Consider the following 21121-nt stretch of genomic DNA (forward strand, 5'->3'; position numbering starts at 1 on the left):
AAATCGCCCACAGTTAAATACTGTATGTGCGTACAGCCAATTAAGGAAACCTCGGTGGCAAACTCCTCTTCCGCAGCGCCCGACGCTTACGAGCGCCTGGCCCTTCGCGTGCAAAAGATCATCAATTCAACCAACGCCCAGAAAGCCAAGGCAGCGTTGATCTTCCGCCTGCCGGATGAACCTGTGGATGAATGGGAGCGCCTGCTGGAAGAGATCGCCGAGAACGACAACGTCACCCTCGCCTATCGGGATGACGGGGGTGTACAGATTTTCTGGGTTGTGCCGAAGGAAGATTGATTGAATGAGTGTCCGTTTTATTGCTGCGTGCTGCCTGCTTTTTACCCTCACCGCCAACGCCCAAGCCCCTCGAACCTTCAGCGAAGCCAAGAAAATCGCCTGGAAGCTCTACGCTCCGCAATCCACCGAGTTCTATTGCGGCTGCAAATACACCGGCAACCGCGTGGACCTGAAAGCCTGTGGTTACATCCCGCGCAAAAATGCCAACCGCGCCGCGCGCATTGAGTGGGAACACATTGTGCCGGCCTGGCAAATCGGGCATCAGCGCCAGTGCTGGCAAAATGGCGGGCGAAAAAACTGCACGCGCCACGATGATGTGTTCAAGCGCGCCGAGGCGGACCTGCACAATCTGGTGCCGAGTATCGGCGAAGTGAATGGCGACCGTAACAACTTCAGCTTTGGCTGGTTGCCGGTACAAAGCGGGCAGTACGGCTCATGCCTGACCCAAGTGGACTTCAAGGCCAAGAAAGTCATGCCGCGCCCGTCCATCCGGGGAATGATCGCTCGCACGTACTTTTATATGAGCAAGCAATACGGCTTGCGCCTGTCAAAACAGGATCGCCAACTGTACGAAGCCTGGAACAAGACCTATCCGGTGCAAACCTGGGAGCGCCAGCGCAACCAGACAGTGGCTTGCGTGATGGGGCGCGGCAATGAATTCGTCGGCCCGGTGAACTTGAAAGCCTGCAGTTGAATGTGGGCGGCACTCCCGCCCAACCTGCCCACTACTGCGCGGTTTTGTGCTCGACGACCTGCGACTCGGTGTCGTTCTTCTTGGCACGGGCCAACTTTTCGGTCAGCAGTGCCTGCTTGGCTTCGGCTTCGGCTTTGCTGGCAAACGGCCCTAGAAATACCTCGTCCTTACCGTCCACTTTCACAATATAAAAACTGAAGCCGTGTTCCAGCAACCAGGCGGTCAGGTCGGTGATCGCCTGCAGTTTGTGGTCCGGAGGACCGACCCACACATCCCATTCCTGAGCGGCAATTGCACCGGTTTGTGGCTGGCTTTCGGTCACGGCAGGCTTGGCCTTGGGAGCATCGACACTTTTACCTTCACCGCAACCGGCCAATGCCAACACCGCAATTGCCATCGCTACTTTACGCACAGCCCTGCTCCTTTGAGGATAAAGAGGCAACTTTACCATTCACTGTCTATTCTGGCCGTCATAAACGTTGGCTTAAACAATGCGAATGATGTACCGCAGACCTGTATGATGCCGCCATGGGAATTAATGTCGCCTCTATGCGTCCTAAAAGAGGCAGTCACAGGGAAGCGCTTAGCAGTAAGCTACACACATCTGACACCTACCCTGTCTGAAACATGTGTCCTTAAAAGTAATCAAGGAGAAGTCCATGCTTATACTCACCCGCAAAGTCGGTGAAAGCATAAACATCGGTGATGACATTACGATCACCATCCTGGGCGTCAGCGGCCAGCAAGTTCGAATCGGCATCAACGCCCCCAAGGACGTTGCCGTGCATCGTGAGGAAATTTACCAACGCATCCAGGCCGGCCTTACAGCTCCGGACAAAAACCAGACTCCTTGAAGCACCTCGAGTAGCCAGCCTTTTCGTTCACAGTGATGGCTGGCGAAAACCCGTTCAGCCTGCTCGCGTTTGCTTACGTGACCAGCGCGCCTAGTGCATTTCCCCTCGCCGTGAGATGAAACTGTCATGAAGCCTGGAACTTGCTGCGTTATTCGCAGCCGAACCTTCAGATAATCATCCTGCCATCTGTGTGCATTTAGGAGCACGTCGATGAGGCATCCAGCAACACAACCGCTTATTTCCAGATCCTGGATGATCGCCCTGCTCATAGGGTTGGTTTTGTTCGCTGCCGGATGCGGTTTGAGGTTCGAAATCGAAGGCGCCACCGATCCGAGTACTCACTCCTGGCTGGACCTCGCGTTACTGCTGTGTGGTTACCTGCTGGTGTTCTGCCTCAAGCCGATCCAGAAGACTGTTTTGCGTAAGTTATGCCAACGGGCAGCCCATCGAGCGCCTCAGAAGACCACACGTTGACATTGCCACGCTATCAGATTGCCGGTATTTACAGACTCGCAGTAACACCTATGCTTGGGCTGGCACGGGCAGTGAAAGGTGCTAAAGCTGATGGACACTCTCAATAAATCTCAAATCGAACAGGCACTGGCCGCACGCTTGCCCAGCTACACGGTGACCTGCACGCTGCATGCGGACGGCACCCTGTCGGCCATTCTCAGTGGCCCGGAAACCGACCACTTTGCGATTACCGGAATCGTGCGTGCACACTATCGCGGCGCCGAAGCCATTGCCCGGCTCGCCAATGAGATACTCAGGGAAATGGTGCTCTCGCGCCAGGGCATGAGAAGTAGCCGGTTGCAAGCCTCATCAGCTCTTGCCATGTGTGAAGAACAACGAGACCGATAACAGCCTCGGTGCTTTCACATCACCTTGGCAAATGCCTCAAGTACAACAAGCCGTCAGCATCGCGCCGGGCTCGCAGTCCCTCATACCCGTCTATGCAGGGATGTGCCGTCGCCAGGGGCGTGAGGTGCGTTGAGGTGACCACCATCACATCTGCTCCCGCAGCCTCCCCCGCGCGAATCCCCACCGCGGCATCCTCGAACACCAGGCAGTCCTGCACCAGTACGCCCAGGCGCTGCGCGCCCAGCACGTAACAGGCAGGATCAGGCTTGCCGCGATCAACATCTTCCGCCGTCACCAACACCGCCGGCGCGGCAATGCCCGCCGCTTGCAAGCGACGCAATGCCAGCGCTTTGGGTGCAGATGTAACCAACGCCCATTGTTCACCTGGCAGGCTGTTCAGAAACTCGACAGCACCGGGAATCGCCACAACTCCCTGGACGTCATCGATTTCAGCCTCGGTGATCCACTGCGCTTCGACCTCCGGGTCAACGCCCGGTAACGCCTGGCGAGTGATGGTATCGATGGCCCGGGCACCATGGATAGTGGCGAGGAACGCCTCGACATCCAAGCCATGGCGCCCAGCCCAGCGGCTCCACACACGCTCGGCGGCGGCAATGGAATTGAGCAGGGTGCCGTCCATATCGAACAGAAAGGCACGGTAGCGTTGGTTAAATACGGAGGGGCCTGGAGCGGACACTGCTGGTTTTCCTTATTCGCGAACATGGGCTGACCCCGATGCAATCTACGGATCACGCCATTGCATCGCAACCTTGGAATAAAGCGACAGGTACTCGGCCATCAACCCGGATCGGGTAGATTTCCTCGCCAGGCATATGCGCGCCAACACTCTCGAGCGACCGCCACGCACCCGCATAACGGGCGGTACCGCGTGAGCAATGAATACGGGGCGACGTGCTTTGAGCGGTGTTTACCTGATCATGAGGTGCGAGGGGCTGCAGCTCAATCAAAAACACCGTTAAGCACTTCGTAGATGATGCCAGTGGCAATGGTCACCAATATCAAGTCGGTGCCCACTTGCTGCCACTCGTAGCCATCGTAACGGGGCAAATGCCCCACCAAGCGGCCGTCCAGCTTCTTGGCGATGCCCGGCGGCAGCGGCTTGCCACGTGCCAGTTTCTTTTGAATGCCAGGCGGCAAGGCCGGCCCGGGGCTCCAATAATTGCGGTAGCCACCCAACGCACTCAGGACTGCGCCGCGATCAACGTTGGGGCCGCCCCTGGCTGACCCACCCTTGCCAGTGAGCTTGTCCGGCCCCTGATCACCATGGGCATTGCCTTTATTATTACCCTGCCCTTTACCATTACCCGGATCGGCAAAGGCCAGGCCACTGGTCACGGACACTACAAGCGTTAAAACTGCAGATACTAATTTCATCCGTTTGAACATGGTGACATTCCGCGGCAATGGTGTGCTTGAACCATAGTCGAAACGGATGCACAGCGTACTGAATCGTAGCGCCTGTCGTCAGCTTATCCGGCCACCGGGCAAGACGACGTCCACTTGGGTTTGCCAGGCTGCCGAAACCGCAACACGCAACCCCTCCACCACCGTCGATAGCGCCATTGAGGGCTCTCCCGATCCAGGCAGGTTTGGTACGTGAATAAACCCACTGCGCACCGCAGTCCCCGCCAATGCGTGCTGCAACCGATAAAACACCTGATTGCACACAAAAGTCCCCGCCGTCTGCGAAACCGAGGCCGCAACACCCGCTTCGCGCACCGCCCTGACCATGCTCTTGATCGGCAATGTCGAGAAGTACGCAGCCGGGCCACCGTCCAGCACTGCCGTATCGATCGGCTGCGCCCCCAGATTGTCGGGAATGCGCGCATCGTTGACGTTGATTGCAATGCGCTCGATGGAAATATCGCTGCGCCCAGGTCCCAAGCCGGTGGCGATGACCATTACCGGGTGCAGTTCGTGGATCAACCGGATCAACGTCTCGGCAGCGGTGGCAAATGCGCAGGGCAAGCAACGTGCAACAATCTGCACCCCTTCGCCGAGCAGAACACCATCCAACTGACGCACCGCCTCCCATGAGGGATTCACCAGGTCGTTATCAAAAGGCTCGAAGCCCGTCAGCAGTACACTTTGCATAGCGGCCTCACATCAACAGGTAAAGCAGCACGATATTGACCGCCAGCATCATTAATGCAGTCGGTATCTGCGCCTTGATAACCGCATTTTTATCGGGCAGCTCCAGCAACGCAGCCGGAACAATATTGAAGTTGGCCGCCATCGGCGTCATCAGTGTCCCGCAGTAGCCGGAAAACATACCGATGGCTGCCATCACCGCAGGGTTGCCGCCATAAATCCCCACCAGTACCGGCACACCGACGCCGCCAGTCATAACAGGAAAAGCCGCAAATCCGTTGCCCATGATCACGGTAAACAAGGCCATGCCCAGCACATAAACCATCACCGCCACCAACTTGTAATCCAGGTTGACGTAAGTGGTGGTGACATGGGCGACAGCAGTGCCAACCCCGGCTTCATTGAACAGCAACCCGAGCATCGCCAACATCTGCGGGAGCACCATGGCCCAGCCCAGCGCTTCGGTCAGACGACGGGATTCGCGCAGGGCTTGTAACGGTGTGTCGCGGGTCAGCCAACAGGCCAGGCCAAGCGCAATCAGGCAGCCGATGCCCAGGGAAACGAAAGTAGTGTTTTTCGGGTCCAGCAGCGGTATACCGCCAATTTCGGTGTGCTTGAGCAACACCGAACCCAACACCGTGGTCAGTGGGATAGCCAGCGCCGGGATAAACAGCTTGTGGCCCAGGCGTCCGGCACTGGCGCGGGAAGCCTTGTCGTGAAGTTCAGCGTGCTGGCCACGACCAACGCCGCCCAAGCCCGCGATCAATGCCATCACCACTACGCCGACACCGATGACCACCGAAGGCAGACGCTCCCCAATCAGGAACGGCACGGCGAACAATAACCAGAACAGTGCGCTGGACCACCGCTTGGGGTGGGAACGGTCCAGCAGGATCATGCCGGCGGTGATCAGCAACAGAACACCCGCCAGCCAGTAGAGATATTGAATGGAAATGATCATTGAGCAGCCTCCACCGGGGCGGCGGCACGGCTCATTTCGTGGGTCAGTCGTCGATCGAAGCGATGGAGCCGGATCGCATGAATGATGAAGGCGCAGATCGCCGTCGGGATGCCCCACACCGCAATGTGCAACGGCTCCACATCAATTCCCGAGCCGAGCAGGAAGGTGTGCATCAACGCAATCGCACCGAAGGCAACAAAGATGTCTTCACCAAAAAACAGCCCGACATTGTCGGTGGCGGCGCACATGGCCAGTACCTTGTGGCGCAGCTTGTCTGGCAGCTTGCCATAGCGTTTCTCCGCTGCGCCTTCGGCCATCGGTGCCAAGAGCGGCCGCACCATTTGCGGATGCCCACCGAGACTGGTCAGCCCCATGGCAGCCGTGGACTCACGCACGAACAGATACATGATCAGCAAGCGCCCAACCGTCGCACGCTCGAAACGGGCGATCCAGTTTTGAGCATGCAGGCGCAGGCCATGGCGTTCCAGCAAGCCAATCACCGCCAGCGGTAATAACAGAATCAGTTGCAGGGCACGGGTCTGAAGGAAGCCGTCACCCATGGAGGCAAGAATTTTTTCCAGCGGGAACTGGGCGGCGAATCCGGTGGCGATGGCTGCCGCGGTGACTACCAACAGCGGATTGAAGCGCAATACAAAGCCGACCACGATGACAAGTACGCCGATCAACGGCCATAAGTTCACAACTGTTTGCATGGCGGAGAGGTCCTTTAGTGCGCGCTGCGGCGCCATTACAGCAGGATGTGGGCAAGGGCTCACAGCATGAAAGTGGCGTGCAGTCGGCTCGGTTTTTTTATTGTTGACCTGGAAGGTCGAGCGTCAGTGGCGGCAACTTTGCTGCCTGGAGACGGGGGGTGTCCAACAAGAAAAATTGTTGCTGCGAACCAATAAATTTTGTGGGCAATGGGCAGTGGAGGAGCGCGCGCAATACGGTGCGTCGGCCCGAACGGGCTCGACAGTGAAGAATTCGATTGGGAATCTATACTCGGATAAGCAGTGGCGCGCTCGTGCGCATGCAGCGCGGCAATATCGCCGACAAAGAGGTGGCCATTATGTACGCGGGACAAAAGAGCATGGCGACAACTACAACTCTAGGTGAGTTTCGGTGCCAGGTGGTGGTTCAAATCATCTGCCTGCTATCGATAGCGACGCTTTTTTGTTGACGACAAAAAAGGGCCCACCTTTCGGTGAGCCCTTCTAGACCGCCCAGCAGAGCGGATTTTGTTTGGTAGGCGCGATTGGACTCGAACCAACGACCCCCACCATGTCAAGGTGGTGCTCTAACCAACTGAGCTACGTGCCTGCTGTGAGGCGGCATTCTACGGAATTCCGGAGGGGTGTCAACATCTTTTTTGCAGCTAACCCTATGAATATGCGAATTTTTTATTTGCGGCGGGGATGCGCGTGATTTTTGGGTGGCTGGCAGGCAATTTTCAACTCAGGTAGGATCGGAGCACTCGTAAAAAATATAAAACAGAGGTTCCAGGATGGCGAACACCCCCTACCCCCAGTCGTATTATGCAGCGTCCGCCAATGCGGTCCCGCCTCGCCCGACGCTGCAGGGCGAAGTGGAAACCGACGTATGCGTGATTGGCGCCGGCTATACCGGCCTCTCCAGCGCGTTGTTTCTGCTGGAGAACGGTTTTCGCGTGACGGTGCTGGAGGCCGCCAAAGTGGGGTTCGGCGCCTCGGGCCGCAATGGCGGGCAAATCGTCAACAGCTACAGCCGTGACATTGATGTGATCGAGCGCAGTGTCGGCCCAAGGCAAGCACAACTACTGGGGCAAATGGCTTTCGAAGGCGGCAAGATCATTCGCGAGCGCGTGGCCAAGTATCAGATCCAGTGCGACTTGAAGGACGGCGGCGTGTTCGCGGCCCTCAACAGCAAGCACATGGCTCACCTGGAGTCGCAGAAGCGCCTGTGGGAACGCTTTGGCCACACCCAGTTGGAGTTGCTGGACGAACGCCGCATTCGCGACGTGGTGGCCTGTGAAAACTATGTAGGTGGCATGCTGGACATGAGCGGCGGGCATATTCACCCACTCAATCTTGCACTGGGCGAAGCCGCGGCAGTGGAGTCCCTAGGCGGTACGATCTACGAACAATCGGCGGCGGTGCGTATCGAGCGTGGTGCCAATCCGGTGGTACACACCGCCGAAGGCAAGGTCAGGGCCAAATTCATCATCGTCGCGGGCAATGCCTACCTGGGCAACCTGGTTCCGGAGCTGGCGGCCAAGTCGATGCCTTGCGGCACTCAGGTGATCACCACCGCGCCACTCGGGGATGAGTTGGCCAAGACCCTACTGCCGCAGGATTACTGCGTAGAGGACTGCAACTACCTGCTCGACTACTATCGCCTTACCAGTGACAAGCGCCTGATCTTCGGCGGCGGCGTGGTGTATGGCGCGCGCGACCCGGCGAACATCGAAGCAATCATCCGCCCGAAGATGCTCAAGGCCTTCCCGCAACTCAAGGATGTGAAGATCGACTACGCCTGGACCGGCAACTTCCTGCTGACCCTGTCGCGCTTGCCGCAGGTCGGGCGCCTGGGTGACAACATCTACTACTCGCAGGGCTGCAGCGGTCATGGCGTGACGTACACCCACTTGGCGGGCAAGGTCCTGGCGGAAGCGCTGAGAGGCCAGGCAGAGCGCTTCGATGCGTTTGCCGACCTGCCGCACTACCCATTCCCAGGCGGGCAACTGCTGCGCACGCCGTTCGCGGCACTGGGGGCCTGGTATTACGGGCTGCGGGATAAGCTGGGGTTCTGACAATACAGCGGGAGCCGGTTCGCCGGCTCTTCCAGCGGTTTTCCGAATCCCGGAAACAAAAAACCCCGGTCTTTCGACCAGGGTCTTTGCTATCGGATCAAAGTAGCCAGAGGCTTTCTTTGTGCTTCAAGGCGTTCAGTGGGCCTTGAAACAGATATGGCGCAGCGGACGGGACTCGAACCCGCGACCCCCGGCGTGACAGGCCGGTATTCTAACCGACTGAACTACCGCTGCGTATCGCTTGACCGGCCGAGTAAAACCCCTCAACCGTCTTTAAACATCTGACTGATCAGCGTTGGCTGTTCAGCGTTGGCTGTTCAATCTCAAACCCGAAAAATCAGGCCTGGAAAATATGGCGCAGCGGACGGGACTCGAACCCGCGACCCCCGGCGTGACAGGCCGGTATTCTAACCGACTGAACTACCGCTGCGCGTCGGTGCAACCTTTAACGTTGCGTCTTGCCCCAAGGACAAAACTCTCAAGAAGTGGTGGGTGATGACGGGATCGAACCGCCGACCCTCTGCTTGTAAGGCAGATGCTCTCCCAGCTGAGCTAATCACCCTTTGCTTCGTTGAGGCCGCGAAATTTACGCAGGTAGCGGACCTAAGTCAATAGCAGGATTGAGTTTTTTTCAAAAACAGCTCCGAGTTGCAAGCTACAAGCGACAAGTTAAAAGCCACCACAATCCGCCCTCACTTGCAGCGTGTGACTTGAAGCTGCTCTTCACTGCTCATAGACCATCTTCTTGCTCATGCCACCGTCCACCACAAACTCTTGCCCGGTAACGAACCCCGCTTGGCGCGACAGCAGCCATGCCACCATCGCCGCCACGTCCTCTACCGTACCCACCCTGCCCGCCGGATGCTGGGCATGATCGGCATCAGTCAAAGGTTCGGCACGCCGCGCAGCGGGATCACGGGCATCAATCCAGCCAGGGCTGACCGCATTCACGCGCACTTCCGGCCCGAGGCTCATCGCCAGGGCGTGAGTAAGCGCCAACAGGCCACCCTTGCTCGCCGCATAAGCCTCGGTATCCGGCTCCGACTGACGGGCCCGGGTCGACGCCAGGTTGACGATAGCCCCGCCGTGGGCCCGCAGGTAGGGCGCACAGTGCTTGGCCAGCAACATTGGCCCACTGAGGTTAACGGCCAGCACACGGTTCCAGTAAGCCAGATCAAGGCTTTCCAGGGTGATATTGTGCGGATCGGCCACCGCAGCGTTACAGACCAATGCGTCCAAACGACCGAATTGCCCGAGGACTTCGGCGACCCCTTGGGCCACCTGTTTCTCGTCAGCCACATCCATGGTGATAAACCAGGCATTCTCGCCCAGCACCTTGGACACCTTGGAGCCGCGCTCGCGGTCCAGATCGGTCAAGACCACCTGCCAGCCTTCGCTGATCAGCCACGCGGCAATCCCGAGGCCAATGCCCCGCGCCGCGCCCGTCACCAGGGCGACGCGCCCATTACTGGCCGTTGCGGCCTCCATGGACCACTCGATCACAAGGCAGCCAGCCCGCGAGCCAGGTCAGCCTGCAGATCAGCGACGTCTTCCAGGCCTACCGCGATACGGATCAGGCTGTCTCGGATGCCCGCCGCTTCACGCTCCTGCGGCGCCAGGCGACCATGTGAGGTGGTGCTTGGGTGAGTGATGGTGGTCTTGCTGTCACCCAGGTTGGCGGTGATGGAGATCAGGCGGGTCGCATCGATAAAGCGCCAGGCGCCCTCTTTGCCGCCCTTCACCTCGAAACTCACCACGGCGCCGAAACCCCGTTGCTGACGCTGGGCCAACGCGTGCTGTGGATGACTCTTTAGGCCGGCGTAATGCACTTTCTCGATACCGTCCTGCTGTTCCAGCCACTCAGCCAGGGCCTGGGCGTTGGCACAATGGGCCTTCATCCGCAGGTTGAGGGTTTCCAGACCTTTGAGGAAGATCCAGGCGTTGAACGGGCTCAGGGTTGGGCCAGCGGTGCGCAAGAAGCCCACCACTTCCTTCATCTGCTCGCTGCGACCGGCAACCACGCCGCCCATGCAACGGCCCTGACCGTCGATGAACTTGGTGGCCGAGTGCACCACAATGTCTGCACCCAGCTTCAGCGGCTGCTGCAAGGCAGGCGTGCAGAAGCAGTTGTCGACCACCAGCATCGCGCCTTTGGCGTGCGCCACTTCGGACAATGCGGCGATATCCACCAACTCGGCCAGCGGATTGGACGGCGACTCGACGAACAGCAACTTGGTATTGGACTTGATCGCCGCATCCCAGCCGGACAAATCCGCCAGAGGCACGTAGTCCACTTCAATACCGAAGCGCTTGAAATACTTTTCGAACAGGCTGATGGTCGAACCAAACACGCTGCGCGATACCAGCACGTGGTCGCCGGCACTGCACAGGCTCATCACCACCGCCAGGATGGCAGCCATGCCAGTCGCTGTGGCCACCGCCTGCTCGGCGCCCTCCAGCGCTGCGATACGCTCTTCGAAGGCACGCACGGTCGGGTTCGTATAACGCGAATACACGTTGCCCGGCACCTCACCGGCAAAGCGCGCAGCGGCGTCGGCAGCGGTACGGAACACGTAGCTGGACGTGAAGAACATCGGGTCACCGTGCTCACCTTCCGGAGTGCGGTGCTGGCCGGCGCGCACAGCCAGGGTGTCGAACGCTACGCCATCGAGGTCGCTGTCCAACCGACCGGCATCCCATTCCTGACTCATGCTGCGACTCCTTACTCAATTCTTTATTTAAGATACAAAACCGGCCCCTCAGGGCCGGTGTTCACTCAGTTGTTGTACAGGTCGATGATCGCGCTGACCGCCTGGGTCTTGATCTTCGAGGAGTCGTTACGCGCCTGCTCGATCTTGTTCAGGTAGGTTTCATCGACATCACCGGTCACGTACTTGCCGTCGAACACGGCGCAGTCGAACTGCTCGATCTTGATCTTGCCACCGCCGACCGCTTCGATCAGGTCCGGCAGGTCCTGATAGATCAGCCAGTCGGCGCCGATCAGGTCGGCCACGTCCTGGGTGGTGCGGTTGTGGGCGATCAGTTCGTGGGCGCTCGGCATGTCGATACCGTACACGTTCGGGTAACGCACGGCTGGCGCGGCGGAACAGAAGTACACATTCTTAGCGCCGGCTTCGCGGGCCATCTGGATGATTTGCTTGCACGTGGTGCCACGCACGATGGAGTCATCCACCAGCATGACGTTCTTGCCGCGGAATTCCAGTTCGATTGCGTTGAGCTTCTGGCGCACCGACTTCTTGCGCGCCGCCTGGCCCGGCATGATGAACGTACGGCCGATGTAGCGGTTCTTCACGAAGCCTTCGCGGAACTTGACGCCCAGATGGTTGGCCAGCTCCAGCGCAGCGGTACGGCTGGTATCCGGAATCGGGATGACCACGTCGATATCGTGCTCAGGACGCTCGCGCAGGATCTTCTCGGCCAGTTTCTCGCCCATGCGCAGACGCGCCTTGTAAACCGAAACGCCATCGATGATCGAATCCGGACGCGCCAGGTAGACATGTTCGAAGATGCACGGGGTGAGTTTCGGGGCAACGGCGCACTGGCGGGTGTGCAGCTTGCCATCTTCGGTGATGTACACCGCTTCGCCCGGCGCCAGGTCGCGGATCAGGGTGAAACCCAACACGTCCAGGGATACGCTTTCAGAAGCGATCATGTACTCGACGCCTTCGTCGGTGTGACGCTGGCCGAATACGATAGGGCGGATACCGTGGGGGTCGCGGAACCCGACGATGCCATAACCGGTGACCATGGCCACGACGGCGTAACCGCCGACACAACGGTTGTGCACGTCGGTGACGGCAGCGAACACGTCCTCTTCGGTCGGCTGGAGCTTGCCGCGCTGGGCCAGCTCGTGAGCAAAAACGTTGAGCAACACTTCCGAGTCGGAGCTGGTGTTGACGTGGCGCAGGTCGGATTCGTAAATCTCCTTGGCCAATTGCTCAACGTTGGTCAGGTTACCGTTGTGCGCCAGCGTGATGCCGTAAGGCGAGTTGACGTAGAACGGTTGAGCTTCGGCCGAAGTCGAGCTACCGGCCGTCGGGTAACGCACATGGCCAATACCCATGTGCCCAACAAGGCGCTGCATGTGACGCTGATGAAACACGTCACGCACCAGGCCATTGTCCTTGCGCAGGAATAACCGGCCGTCATGGCTGGTCACAATACCGGCAGCGTCCTGGCCGCGGTGCTGGAGGACGGTTAGCGCGTCATACAGCGCCTGATTGACGTTCGACTTACCGACGATACCGACGATGCCACACATGCGACGCAACCCCTACTTAATGAATCTTGACTGAACACAACTTACTGAGGCGTTTTGGCCGGTAAGAGGTGCTCCTTGAACGGAAGGTCAGCGGGTACGCTGATTCCGCTGGCCAGCCACTGACTGCTCCACCCCAATATGAGGTTCTTGGACCAATCTGCAACCAATAGAAATTTTGGCACGAGTACCGACTCCTGCCACCACGAATCCTGCTGTACCGGCCCAAGGCTCAACAGCCCGACCGCCACGACCACCAGCAACGCGCCACGCGCAGCACCGAAGGCCATGCCGAGAAATCGATCGGTCCCGGAGAGGCCGGTGACACGTATCAACTCGCCGATAAGATAATTGACCATTGCTCCCACCAGCAGCGTGGCGATGAACATGATGGCACAGCCCGCGATGACGCGAGCCGAAGGTGTCTCGATGTATCCGGCCAGGTAGACCGACAATGAACCGCCGAACATCCAGGCTACGACTCCTGCGATGATCCAGGTCAGCAACGACAGTGCTTCTTTTACGAAGCCGCGGCTTAGACTGATCAAAGCGGAGATGGCGACGATTGCAACGATCGCCCAATCAACCCAGGTAAATGGCACAGTGCAGCCTACGTACGGATAAGGCGGCGCATTTTAGCAGAGCGCCGGGCTATCGGTAAGCGGTGATTGTCAGTGCCTTGCAAATCAGTAGTTGGGGCGAGAAATTCCGATCTCAACCCCACCACAAAACGAAAGTGGGGGCGGGCTTGCTCGCGAACGCGTAGGCCAGCAACAACTAAGTCAACTGATCTACCGCATTCGCGAGCAAGCCCGTCCCCACATTTGAACCGCATTGCCAGGCGGAGTCGGCCGTTGTTCAGCCCCGCTCAGGCTGGAAACGCGTGACGAAACCCTTGAGGTTCTGCTGGCGATCCAGCAGATCGCGTAGACGATCCGCCTCGGCACGCTCGATCAGCGGCCCGATAAACACGCGATTCTTACCGTCGGCACTACGGATATAGGCGTTATACCCCTGGCTGCGCAGCTTCTTCTGCAAGGCATCGGCGCCTTCACGGTTGCCCAGGCTGGCCACTTGAATCGACCAACTCACCGGCAAGCCATTCGGATCGATGCGGCTCTGGCCCACATCCGGCTTGCCAGGCGCAGCAGGCTGCGGTGCGACTGGCTTTGGTGCAGGCGCGGGCACGGCTGGCTTGGCGGCGGCGACTGGCGCTGCCGGTGCCGGTGCCGGCTTGACCACTGGCACGCTCGGCTGCACCGGCATCGTCGGAGCCTGTTGCGCCGCCACTTCAGCATCGCTCGGCACCGGTTCTTCTTCAGGCAACGCCTGCGGCTCAGGCACCACCACCGGTTCGACCTGAACCTGCGGCATCACCGGAGCCTGAGGCGCAGCAGGTGCCTCGACAACCACCTGGCGTTGTTCGTCCTGACGGGAAAACAGCATCGGCAGAAAAATCACCGCCAACGCCACCAATACCAGGGCTCCAACCATTCGCTGCTTGTATGCGCTATCCAGTAATGCCATCTGCAGCTTCCTCCGTGGAGCGCCGGGACAACCACTCGAGCGCCTCGGCAACACAATAAAATGATCCGAACAACAGAATCTCGTCCTCGGCCGTAGCCACCGCACATTGCGCTTCGAGCGCAGCGGTGACGCTTGCATACGACGCCACAGGCGCGCCAAGGTTCTGCAACGCCACTTCCAGCTCGGCTGCCGGACGACTGCGCGGGGTATCCAACGGCGCTACCGCCCAAGCCTGGACACTGCTCGACAATGGCGCAACCACCCCGTCCAGGTCCTTATCGGCCAACAACCCGAACACCGCCAGGCGGCGACCGGCCGGCGGGCTAAGCGACAGGCGCCGCGCCAGGTATTCAGCCGCATGCGGGTTATGCCCCACATCCAGCAGCACGTTCAGGCGCTTACCCTCCCAGTTGAACGTACGACGATCCAGACGTCCGACCACACGGGTCGCCAGCAACGTCTCGGCGATCCGCCCAGCATCCCATGGCAGATCCAGCAACAGATAGGCCTGCAGCGCGAGTGCGGCGTTTTCCATCGGCAGGTTCAGCATCGGCAGGTCGCGCAGCTCAACACTCTGTCCCCGGGCATCACGCCCGCGCCAGTTCCAATGCTCGCCACCTATCTCAAGGTTGAATTCGCGCCCACGCAGGAAAAACGGGCAATCCAGCTCGCGCACTTTGTCCAGCAAGGTGTGTGGCGGGTCCAGATCACCGCACAGTGCAGGCCTGCCCTGACGGAAGATCCCGGCCTTCTCAAAGGCCACGGACTCACGGGTATTGCCCAGGTAATCGGCGTGATCCACGCCAATGCTGGTCACCAGCGCCAGGTCGGCATCCACCACGTTGACCGTGTCCAGACGCCCACCCAGGCCAACCTCCAGAACAACCACATCCAACTGCGCCCGCTCGAACAGCCAGAACGCCGCCAGGGTGCCCATCTCGAAATACGTCAGGGAAATCTCGCCGCGCCCCGCATCCAGTGCGGTGAAGGCTTCACAGAGTTGCTCGTCGGTGGCTTCGACACCATTGATCTGCACCCGCTCGTTGTAACGCAGCAGGTGCGGCGAGCTGTACACGCCGACCTTCAGCCCTTGGGCCTGGAGCAACGCCGCGACAAAGGCACAGGTAGAGCCTTTGCCGTTGGTGCCGGTCACCGTGATGACACGCGGTGCCGGCCGTCCCAACCCAAGGCGGGCCGCTACCTGCTGCGAGCGCTCCAGGCCCATGTCGATGGCTGACGGATGCAACTGCTCAAGGTAGGCGAGCCATTCGCCGAGGGTACGCTGGGTCATAGGTTTGCAGGCACCGGCGGAACAACGACAGGTTCGACTTTAGGCGCGACGTACACAGGCGTCGGCAGGCCCATCATTTGTGCCAGCAGGTTGCCCAGGCGCGGACGCAGTTCAGCACGCGGGATGATCAGGTCGATCGCACCGTGCTCCAGCAGGAACTCACTGCGCTGGAAACCTTCCGGCAGTTTTTCACGCACGGTCTGCTCGATTACGCGCGGGCCGGCAAACCCGATCAGGGCCTTGGGTTCGCCGACGATCACGTCACCCAGCATCGCCAGGCTGGCGGACACACCGCCGTAGACCGGATCGGTCAGTACGGAGATGAACGGGATGCCTTCTTCACGCAGACGCGCCAATACCGCAGAGGTCTTGGCCATTTGCATCAGGGAAATCAGGGCTTCCTGCATGCGCGCACCGCCGGAGGCGGCGAAGCAGATCATCGGGCAACGATTTTCCAGGGCATAGTTGGCTGCGCGAACAAAGCGCTCGCCAACGATGGCACCCATGGAGCCGCCCATGAAGGAGAATTCGAAGGCCGAAACGACCACCGGCATGCCCAGCAGCTTGCCGCTGACGGAAACCAAGGCGTCTTTCTCACCGGTCTGCTTCTGTGCAGCGGTCAGGCGGTCTTTGTACTTCTTGCCGTCGCGGAACTTGAGACGGTCAACCGGCTCCAGGTCCGCACCCAGTTCGGCACGACCATCGGCGTCCAGGAAGATATCGATGCGCGCGCGCGCGCCAATACGCATGTGGTGGTTGCACTTGGGGCAAACGTCCAGGGTCTTTTCCAGCTCGGGACGGTACAGCACCGCGTCGCAGGACGGGCACTTGTGCCACAGACCTTCAGGAACCGAGCTTTTCTTCACCTCGGAACGCATGATCGAAGGGATCAGTTTGTCTACTAACCAGTTGCTCATGCTTTCTTTCTCCAGTACCGGTGGCTTGAACACAGCCCCGCGTATGCCCTTGAGCTAAATTCATATGTGGCGATGACACAGACTGGACGGGGTCAGACGTTCGACCTGCCATTTCCCGCCTGTATCCTCAGCCTTCCAGACAACCTGCCAGTGCAGGGTTGCCACTTCATTTCCGGGCCACCCACAGGCGGCGCCGGGCTGTTTTACACAGTGGTAGTTATGGACGGCGGCAGACTGCCAGCCGTCACATCCCGCCACTGCTGTTGCGCACGGCCTGCATGAATGCGCGAATCTTGCTGTGATCCTTGATGCCCCTGCCCTGCTCCACACCGCCACTGACATCCACGGCATACGGCCGAACCTGGGCGATTGCTGCCCCGACATTCCCGGGATTAAGCCCCCCGGCCAGGATAATCGGCTTACTCAACCCTTCAGGAATCAGCGACCAGTCGAACGCTTCACCGGTCCCCCCGGGCACGCCCTCAACATAGGTGTCCAGGAGAATCCCGCGGGCACCGGTATAGGCGGCACACGCGGCGGCGATATCATCCCCGGCCTTGACGCGCAGCGCCTTGATATAAGGACGCTGGTAGCTTTCGCATTCATCCGGACTTTCGTCACCGTGAAACTGCAGCATGTCCAGCGGCACGGCATCCAGGGTTTCGTTGAGTTCGCAACGGCTGGCGTTGACGAACAACCCCACCGTGGTCACGAACGGCGGCAGCGCAGCGATGATCGCCCGCGCCTGCAGCACATTCACCGCCCTTGGGCTTCTGGCGTAGAACACGAAACCAATGGCGTCGGCCCCCGCCTCGACTGCCGCCAGCGCGTCTTCTATGCGGGTAATCCCGCAAATCTTGCTGCGAACGGCTGACATGTCGTGGAAACCTCAGGGTTGGACCGAGAAAGTCCCGGATGTTAACAAAAGCTTTTCCGGGCGTCAGCCGCCAAGTTCGCTGAAGCCCGTGAGGAAGTGCGGCCCGATGAATCGCTCCGGCAGTTCGAACTCGTCGCGGTACTCCACCCCCACCAGGTACAGGCCGAACGGATGCGCCGTTACCCCCCCGGTGCGACGGATGCGGCTTTCCAACACTTCCCTGGCCCATTCCACCGGCCGCTCACCGGCACCAATGGTCATCAGCACGCCGGCAATATTGCGCACCATGTGGTGCAAAAAGGCGCCGGCGCGGATATCCAGCACGATCATCTTGCCGTGACGCGTCACCCGCAGGTGATGGACCTCCTTGATCGGCGACTTGGCCTGACACTGCCCGGCCCTGAACGCACTGAAATCATGCACACCCACCAGATGTTGCGCGGCCTCGGCCATACGCTCGGTATCCAGCGGGCGGTGGTTCCAGGTGATTTCTTCGTTGAGGTGCGCCGGGCGGATCTGATCGTTGTAGATCACATAGCGGTAGCGCCGGGCAATGGCCTTGAAGCGCGCATGGAAGTGCGCAGGCATGACCTTGGCCCAACTGACACTGATGTCATGGGGCAAATTGATATTGGCGCCCATCACCCATGCCTTCATCGAGCGCTCGGCCTGGGTATCGAAGTGCACCACCTGGCCGCAGGCGTGTACACCGGCATCGGTACGCCCGGCACACATCAGCGACACAGGTGAGTCAGCGACCTTCGACAACGCGTTTTCCAACGTTTCCTGCACGGTCAGCACACCGGAGGCCTGGCGCTGCCAGCCGCGATAACGCGAACCTTTGTATTCCACGCCCAAGGCGATGCGATGAAAGCCTGCGGCCGCCATTTCGGCGGCCGCGTTATCTATATTTGCCAAGAACTGAGAGCCCGATGAGTTGCGCAAAGGCTGCCATTATAAGGAAGCAGGTCCGCGCCAGGCGCTTTTTTTGTGATGAGGGAACGTGCTCCCTCATCACCTAAAGCAAACGTTCGGATTAAGCCAGTCGCCCGAGCATCTCTTTGGCTTCACCGCGCTGGGCTTCATCACCTTCGGTCAGCACTTCGGACAGAATGTCCCGTGCACCGTCCGCATCCCCCATGTCGATATAAGCCTGGGCCAAGTCCAGCTTGGTCGCGACCTCATTCGTACCGGAAAGGAAGTCGAACTCAGGTTCGTCACCGCCCAATGCAGCATCTTGCGCCGTGAAGGTAGGCTCGATAGGCGGATGTTCCAGGCTCTGGGACAGACGATCGAGTTCGGCGTTGACGTCGCCCAGTTCTGCTGCAAAAGCATCGGGTTTGGCCGCCGGCGAGGCAACAGGTTCGTCCCCCAGGGACAGGTCGAAGTCTGCCGGCAGGTCGAAATCGTCCAGTGCGGCAGGTGTCAGAGTCGGAGGCTCAACCGACGACACGTCCTTCATCGAGTCCTCAAGCCCCGAGAGGAAATCGTCATCGGACTGCGAGGATGGCGGATCAAGTTGCAGATCCAGGTCGAAGTCCGACAGATCGTCTGCGCCGCTCTTGGCTTCAGTCTGCTGCTGCAGAAGCGCCTCGAATGTCTGCTGATCAGCCTTGATCTCGGCCGGCGATGCCGCTTCCAGATCGTCCAGGCTCAAGTCAAAATCCGTGTCGAACGGCTCTGGCTCGGGAGTTGACGGGGCAGGCTTGTCCTCCAGCAGATCCTTGACGTACTGGGCATCGAGCGCCGCCGCCGCGACGGCAGCGCTGACACCCGCCGCCAATACGGCCATGGCCGGGAAACGGCTCTTGAGCTGCTCAACCTGGGCATGGTTTTCACCATTGGCCACCAATTGACGCTCTTGAGTGACGAAGCCGTCCTTGTCGCTTTGCAGGCCGTAGACCTCCATCAGCTTCAAACGCAGGTCGCTGCGCTTGGGCTCATATTTGATCGCCTGCTCCAGGATGTCCGCGGCCTGGTTCAAGTGGCCACGATCGATATGGGATTGGGCCTGGGCCAACGCGTCACTGGAGTTAGCCGGGGCCACGGCCACGGCTAACGGGGCCAGCACGGAAGCCACTGTGGGTGCGACAACCGGCTCAACCACCGGTGCAGGGGCTGGAGCCGCCGTCAGCTTGACGCTCGGCGGCGGCACTTCGAGACCTTCAAAGCTGTCGGGAGGCAGGTCATGGTCCATATCCGGCGCGAACACCGGCTCTTCAGCCAGCGCCCGCGCCATGCGCAGGTGTTTTTCTTCCTCGCGTCGGGCATTGCGATGGCGCGCCCACAGCAACAGAAGCAGCAACACCACCAAACCTGCCGCCCCGCCCACCACACCGAGCACAATCGGATTGGTCAGCAGTTCGTTGAACGGCCCTTCGGTGCTGGCCGGCGCCGCGCCAGGCTTGTTCGCTTCAGCTTTGGTCGCCTCCGGCGCCGGGGCCACGGGCGCCACAGGCTCCGTAGGTGCAGCGGCGGCAGCGGTGGCAGCGGCGGGCTCACCTGGCAACTGAGCAGGAATCGCTGCCGTCTCGGCTTTTTCGGCCTGCAACCGTGCCAATTGATCATTTTTCAGCTGAATCAGCTTTTGCAATTTGTCCAACTGGCTTTGCAGGTCCGCCGCACGGCTTTTCAGCTCAGCATTGTCGCGACGGGTCGTATCCAGCTGTTCCTGGGTCATCGCCAGCTTGTCGCTCAAGCCACGGTTGTCACCCGCATTACCCTTGGCACCTTTTTTCGCGGACTCGGCCGAGACCAGGCTCAGGTTGTCCTTGCCAGTGGTGCTCGACGGCGCATTGCCCGCCTGGGTGCGCTTGGTGGCGTCCAGTTGGGGCTTGCCTGTCGCTTGACGGGACGCGGTACGGCGCCCCTGCCGCCAGGCGGTGTTTTGCGCGCTCACTTCAGCGATGGCTTGGGGCTGCGGCAGGCTGGTCGCTTGCACGCGGTCCGGCAGGCGCAGGACCTGGCCGGTTTTCAGACGGTTGATATTGCCATCGATAAAAGCGTCGGGGTTGAGCGCCTGGATCGCCAGCATCGTTTGCTGGATCGACGCGCCGTTGCGATTCTTCTCGGCAATTTCCCACAAAGTATCGCGGGGTGTGGTCGTGTGCTGGGCAGGCTTGCTGGCAGCGGGTGCCGCGCCTGCCGGTGCGCTCAAGCGCGGGGCGGGTGCACCGGCGACAGGGGCTGGCTGATCGAACTTGGCCGGATCAAGCAACACACTGTAGTCGCGCATCAGGCGGCCATTGGGCCATTGCACCTGCAACAGGAAGCGGATGTAGGAATCCGGCAGCGGCTTGTTGGACGTGACGCGCACGACGCTGCGGCCGTTAGGGTTGACCACCGGAGTGAACGTCAGGTCATCGAGAAACGCCTGGCGGTCCACGCCCGCATCCACAAACGCCTGGGACGAAGCCAGGCTCGGCGTGATCTCGGAAGCGGTGAGGCCACCGACATCGAGCAATTCGATTTCCACCGACAGCGGCTGGTTCAGCTTCGACTTGAGGGTCATCTCCCCAAGCTGGAGCGCCTGCGCCATACCGGAGGACAGCGCCGAGGCGGCCGCTATAGCTAACACCAGTTTGCGAACTTGAACCATAGCCTCATCCTTTGTTTGAACACTCCCCGGCCTGCGAGAAGGTTGGTAACCGCTGCCATAAGGCA

The 21121-nt window shown here is 60.0% G+C and carries 22 protein-coding genes and 4 tRNA genes; 6 read left to right on the plus strand and 20 right to left on the minus strand.

Annotation, left to right across the window (positions count from 1 at the left end; translation table 11 throughout):
• Positions 1–54 precede the first annotated feature (54 nt).
• Both EXW71_RS06005 and EXW71_RS06010 read left to right on the plus strand, forming a co-directional pair.
• Positions 55–297, plus strand: a complete 243-nt coding sequence (locus tag EXW71_RS06005; RefSeq protein ID WP_177421565.1) for a DUF1654 domain-containing protein — start codon at positions 55–57, stop codon at positions 295–297.
• 4 nt (positions 298–301) lie between these two features.
• Positions 302–991 (plus strand): endonuclease, encoded by a 690-nt coding sequence (locus tag EXW71_RS06010; protein WP_123716875.1) that lies wholly within the window; start codon positions 302–304, stop codon positions 989–991.
• 31 nt (positions 992–1022) lie between these two features.
• On the opposite strand, the gene EXW71_RS06015 is transcribed toward EXW71_RS06010, so the two are convergent.
• A complete protein-coding gene (locus tag EXW71_RS06015; RefSeq protein WP_123716874.1) occupies positions 1023–1388 on the minus strand; it encodes an SPOR domain-containing protein in 366 nt (121 codons plus the stop codon).
• 262 nt (positions 1389–1650) lie between these two features.
• On the opposite strand from EXW71_RS06015, the gene csrA reads away from it, so the two are divergent.
• The 3 genes from csrA (at position 1651) to EXW71_RS06030 (ending at position 2706) form a co-directional block, all read left to right on the plus strand.
• Positions 1651–1845, plus strand: a complete 195-nt coding sequence (gene csrA, locus EXW71_RS06020; protein WP_003192511.1) for a carbon storage regulator CsrA — start codon at positions 1651–1653, stop codon at positions 1843–1845.
• 210 nt (positions 1846–2055) lie between these two features.
• Complete coding sequence (locus tag EXW71_RS29010) at positions 2056–2319, plus strand: hypothetical protein (protein ID WP_134656751.1); 264 nt, start codon at positions 2056–2058, stop codon at positions 2317–2319.
• Positions 2320–2409: 90 nt separating this feature from the next.
• On the plus strand, positions 2410–2706 hold the full coding sequence (locus EXW71_RS06030; RefSeq protein WP_134656752.1) for a hypothetical protein: 297 nt from the start codon (positions 2410–2412) through the stop codon (positions 2704–2706).
• Between the two features lie 19 nt (positions 2707–2725).
• Here EXW71_RS06030 and EXW71_RS06035 read toward each other — a convergent pair whose 3' ends face one another.
• The 6 genes from EXW71_RS06035 to EXW71_RS06060 form a co-directional block, all read right to left on the minus strand.
• On the minus strand, positions 2726–3403 hold the full coding sequence (locus tag EXW71_RS06035) for an HAD family hydrolase (protein ID WP_134656753.1): 678 nt from the start codon (positions 3401–3403) through the stop codon (positions 2726–2728).
• A gap of 263 nt (positions 3404–3666) precedes the next feature.
• Complete coding sequence (locus tag EXW71_RS06040) at positions 3667–4113, minus strand: anti-virulence regulator CigR family protein (protein WP_134656754.1); 447 nt, start codon at positions 4111–4113, stop codon at positions 3667–3669.
• 78 nt (positions 4114–4191) lie between these two features.
• Positions 4192–4821 (minus strand): pyroglutamyl-peptidase I, encoded by a 630-nt coding sequence (gene pcp, locus EXW71_RS06045; RefSeq protein ID WP_134656755.1) that lies wholly within the window; start codon positions 4819–4821, stop codon positions 4192–4194.
• 7 nt (positions 4822–4828) lie between these two features.
• Complete coding sequence (locus EXW71_RS06050) at positions 4829–5779, minus strand: DUF979 domain-containing protein (protein ID WP_123716868.1); 951 nt, start codon at positions 5777–5779, stop codon at positions 4829–4831.
• On the minus strand, positions 5776–6492 hold the full coding sequence (locus EXW71_RS06055; RefSeq protein WP_123716867.1) for a DUF969 domain-containing protein: 717 nt from the start codon (positions 6490–6492) through the stop codon (positions 5776–5778). The genes EXW71_RS06050 and EXW71_RS06055 overlap by 4 nt, the downstream gene beginning before the upstream one ends.
• Before the next feature lie 530 nt (positions 6493–7022).
• Positions 7023–7099, minus strand: a tRNA-Val gene (locus EXW71_RS06060).
• Positions 7100–7283: 184 nt separating this feature from the next.
• Between EXW71_RS06060 and EXW71_RS06065 the strand changes: the two genes are divergently transcribed.
• Positions 7284–8567, plus strand: a complete 1284-nt coding sequence (locus EXW71_RS06065; RefSeq protein ID WP_134656756.1) for an FAD-binding oxidoreductase — start codon at positions 7284–7286, stop codon at positions 8565–8567.
• 157 nt (positions 8568–8724) lie between these two features.
• On the opposite strand, the gene EXW71_RS06070 is transcribed toward EXW71_RS06065, so the two are convergent.
• The 13 genes from EXW71_RS06070 to EXW71_RS06130 all read right to left on the minus strand — a co-directional run bounded on the left by EXW71_RS06070 (position 8725) and on the right by EXW71_RS06130 (position 21056).
• A tRNA-Asp gene (locus EXW71_RS06070) sits at positions 8725–8801 on the minus strand.
• 119 nt (positions 8802–8920) lie between these two features.
• Positions 8921–8997 (minus strand) — tRNA-Asp (locus tag EXW71_RS06075).
• A 56-nt stretch (positions 8998–9053) separates the two neighbouring features.
• Positions 9054–9129 (minus strand) — tRNA-Val (locus EXW71_RS06080).
• Between the two features lie 161 nt (positions 9130–9290).
• Positions 9291–10055 (minus strand): SDR family oxidoreductase, encoded by a 765-nt coding sequence (locus EXW71_RS06085; protein WP_123716864.1) that lies wholly within the window; start codon positions 10053–10055, stop codon positions 9291–9293.
• 11 nt (positions 10056–10066) lie between these two features.
• Positions 10067–11278 (minus strand): O-succinylhomoserine sulfhydrylase, encoded by a 1212-nt coding sequence (locus EXW71_RS06090; protein WP_134656757.1) that lies wholly within the window; start codon positions 11276–11278, stop codon positions 10067–10069.
• Between the two features lie 65 nt (positions 11279–11343).
• Entirely contained in the window at positions 11344–12849 is a 1506-nt protein-coding gene (gene purF, locus EXW71_RS06095; protein WP_123716862.1) for an amidophosphoribosyltransferase, read from the minus strand.
• 41 nt (positions 12850–12890) lie between these two features.
• Entirely contained in the window at positions 12891–13448 is a 558-nt protein-coding gene (locus tag EXW71_RS06100; RefSeq protein WP_003192538.1) for a CvpA family protein, read from the minus strand.
• Positions 13449–13704: 256 nt separating this feature from the next.
• Entirely contained in the window at positions 13705–14373 is a 669-nt protein-coding gene (locus EXW71_RS06105; RefSeq protein WP_134656758.1) for an SPOR domain-containing protein, read from the minus strand.
• On the minus strand, positions 14357–15664 hold the full coding sequence (gene folC / locus EXW71_RS06110) for a bifunctional tetrahydrofolate synthase/dihydrofolate synthase (protein WP_134656759.1): 1308 nt from the start codon (positions 15662–15664) through the stop codon (positions 14357–14359). The genes EXW71_RS06105 and folC overlap by 17 nt, the downstream gene beginning before the upstream one ends.
• Positions 15661–16581 (minus strand): acetyl-CoA carboxylase, carboxyltransferase subunit beta, encoded by a 921-nt coding sequence (gene accD, locus EXW71_RS06115; protein WP_123716859.1) that lies wholly within the window; start codon positions 16579–16581, stop codon positions 15661–15663. The genes folC and accD overlap by 4 nt, the downstream gene beginning before the upstream one ends.
• 244 nt (positions 16582–16825) lie before the next feature.
• The gene (locus EXW71_RS06120) at positions 16826–17458 is read right to left on the minus strand and encodes a phosphoribosylanthranilate isomerase (RefSeq protein ID WP_134656760.1); all 633 of its coding nucleotides are present in this window, start codon (positions 17456–17458) and stop codon (positions 16826–16828) included.
• Positions 17459–17521: 63 nt separating this feature from the next.
• Entirely contained in the window at positions 17522–18346 is an 825-nt protein-coding gene (gene truA, locus EXW71_RS06125; protein WP_123716857.1) for a tRNA pseudouridine(38-40) synthase TruA, read from the minus strand.
• Positions 18347–18494: 148 nt separating this feature from the next.
• Positions 18495–21056 (minus strand): FimV/HubP family polar landmark protein, encoded by a 2562-nt coding sequence (locus EXW71_RS06130; RefSeq protein ID WP_134656761.1) that lies wholly within the window; start codon positions 21054–21056, stop codon positions 18495–18497.
• Positions 21057–21121: the final 65 nt, after the last annotated feature.

The sequence above is a fragment of the Pseudomonas sp. BCA17 genome (assembly GCF_004519405.1).
In the GTDB taxonomy this organism is placed as follows: Bacteria; Pseudomonadota; Gammaproteobacteria; order Pseudomonadales; family Pseudomonadaceae; genus Aquipseudomonas.

Bases quoted from the DNA above. Each gene is read 5' to 3' on its own strand.
- EXW71_RS06010 (WP_123716875.1), top strand. From the start codon at position 302: ATGAGTGTCCGTTTTATTGCTGCGTGCTGCCTGCTTTTTACCCTCACC.
- EXW71_RS06015 (WP_123716874.1), bottom strand. From the start codon at position 1,388: ATGGCAATTGCGGTGTTGGCATTGGCCGGTTGCGGTGAAGGTAAAAGT.
- csrA (WP_003192511.1), top strand. From the start codon at position 1,651: ATGCTTATACTCACCCGCAAAGTCGGTGAAAGCATAAACATCGGTGAT.
- EXW71_RS29010 (WP_134656751.1), top strand. From the start codon at position 2,056: ATGAGGCATCCAGCAACACAACCGCTTATTTCCAGATCCTGGATGATC.
- EXW71_RS06030 (WP_134656752.1), top strand. From the start codon at position 2,410: ATGGACACTCTCAATAAATCTCAAATCGAACAGGCACTGGCCGCACGC.
- EXW71_RS06040 (WP_134656754.1), bottom strand. From the start codon at position 4,113: ATGTTCAAACGGATGAAATTAGTATCTGCAGTTTTAACGCTTGTAGTG.
- pcp (WP_134656755.1), bottom strand. From the start codon at position 4,821: ATGCAAAGTGTACTGCTGACGGGCTTCGAGCCTTTTGATAACGACCTG.
- EXW71_RS06050 (WP_123716868.1), bottom strand. From the start codon at position 5,779: ATGATCATTTCCATTCAATATCTCTACTGGCTGGCGGGTGTTCTGTTG.
- EXW71_RS06055 (WP_123716867.1), bottom strand. From the start codon at position 6,492: ATGCAAACAGTTGTGAACTTATGGCCGTTGATCGGCGTACTTGTCATC.
- EXW71_RS06065 (WP_134656756.1), top strand. From the start codon at position 7,284: ATGGCGAACACCCCCTACCCCCAGTCGTATTATGCAGCGTCCGCCAAT.
- EXW71_RS06085 (WP_123716864.1), bottom strand. From the start codon at position 10,055: ATGGAGGCCGCAACGGCCAGTAATGGGCGCGTCGCCCTGGTGACGGGC.
- EXW71_RS06090 (WP_134656757.1), bottom strand. From the start codon at position 11,278: ATGAGTCAGGAATGGGATGCCGGTCGGTTGGACAGCGACCTCGATGGC.
- purF (WP_123716862.1), bottom strand. From the start codon at position 12,849: ATGTGTGGCATCGTCGGTATCGTCGGTAAGTCGAACGTCAATCAGGCG.
- EXW71_RS06105 (WP_134656758.1), bottom strand. From the start codon at position 14,373: ATGGCATTACTGGATAGCGCATACAAGCAGCGAATGGTTGGAGCCCTG.
- folC (WP_134656759.1), bottom strand. From the start codon at position 15,664: ATGACCCAGCGTACCCTCGGCGAATGGCTCGCCTACCTTGAGCAGTTG.
- accD (WP_123716859.1), bottom strand. From the start codon at position 16,581: ATGAGCAACTGGTTAGTAGACAAACTGATCCCTTCGATCATGCGTTCC.
- EXW71_RS06120 (WP_134656760.1), bottom strand. From the start codon at position 17,458: ATGTCAGCCGTTCGCAGCAAGATTTGCGGGATTACCCGCATAGAAGAC.
- truA (WP_123716857.1), bottom strand. From the start codon at position 18,346: ATGGCGGCCGCAGGCTTTCATCGCATCGCCTTGGGCGTGGAATACAAA.
- EXW71_RS06130 (WP_134656761.1), bottom strand. From the start codon at position 21,056: ATGGTTCAAGTTCGCAAACTGGTGTTAGCTATAGCGGCCGCCTCGGCG.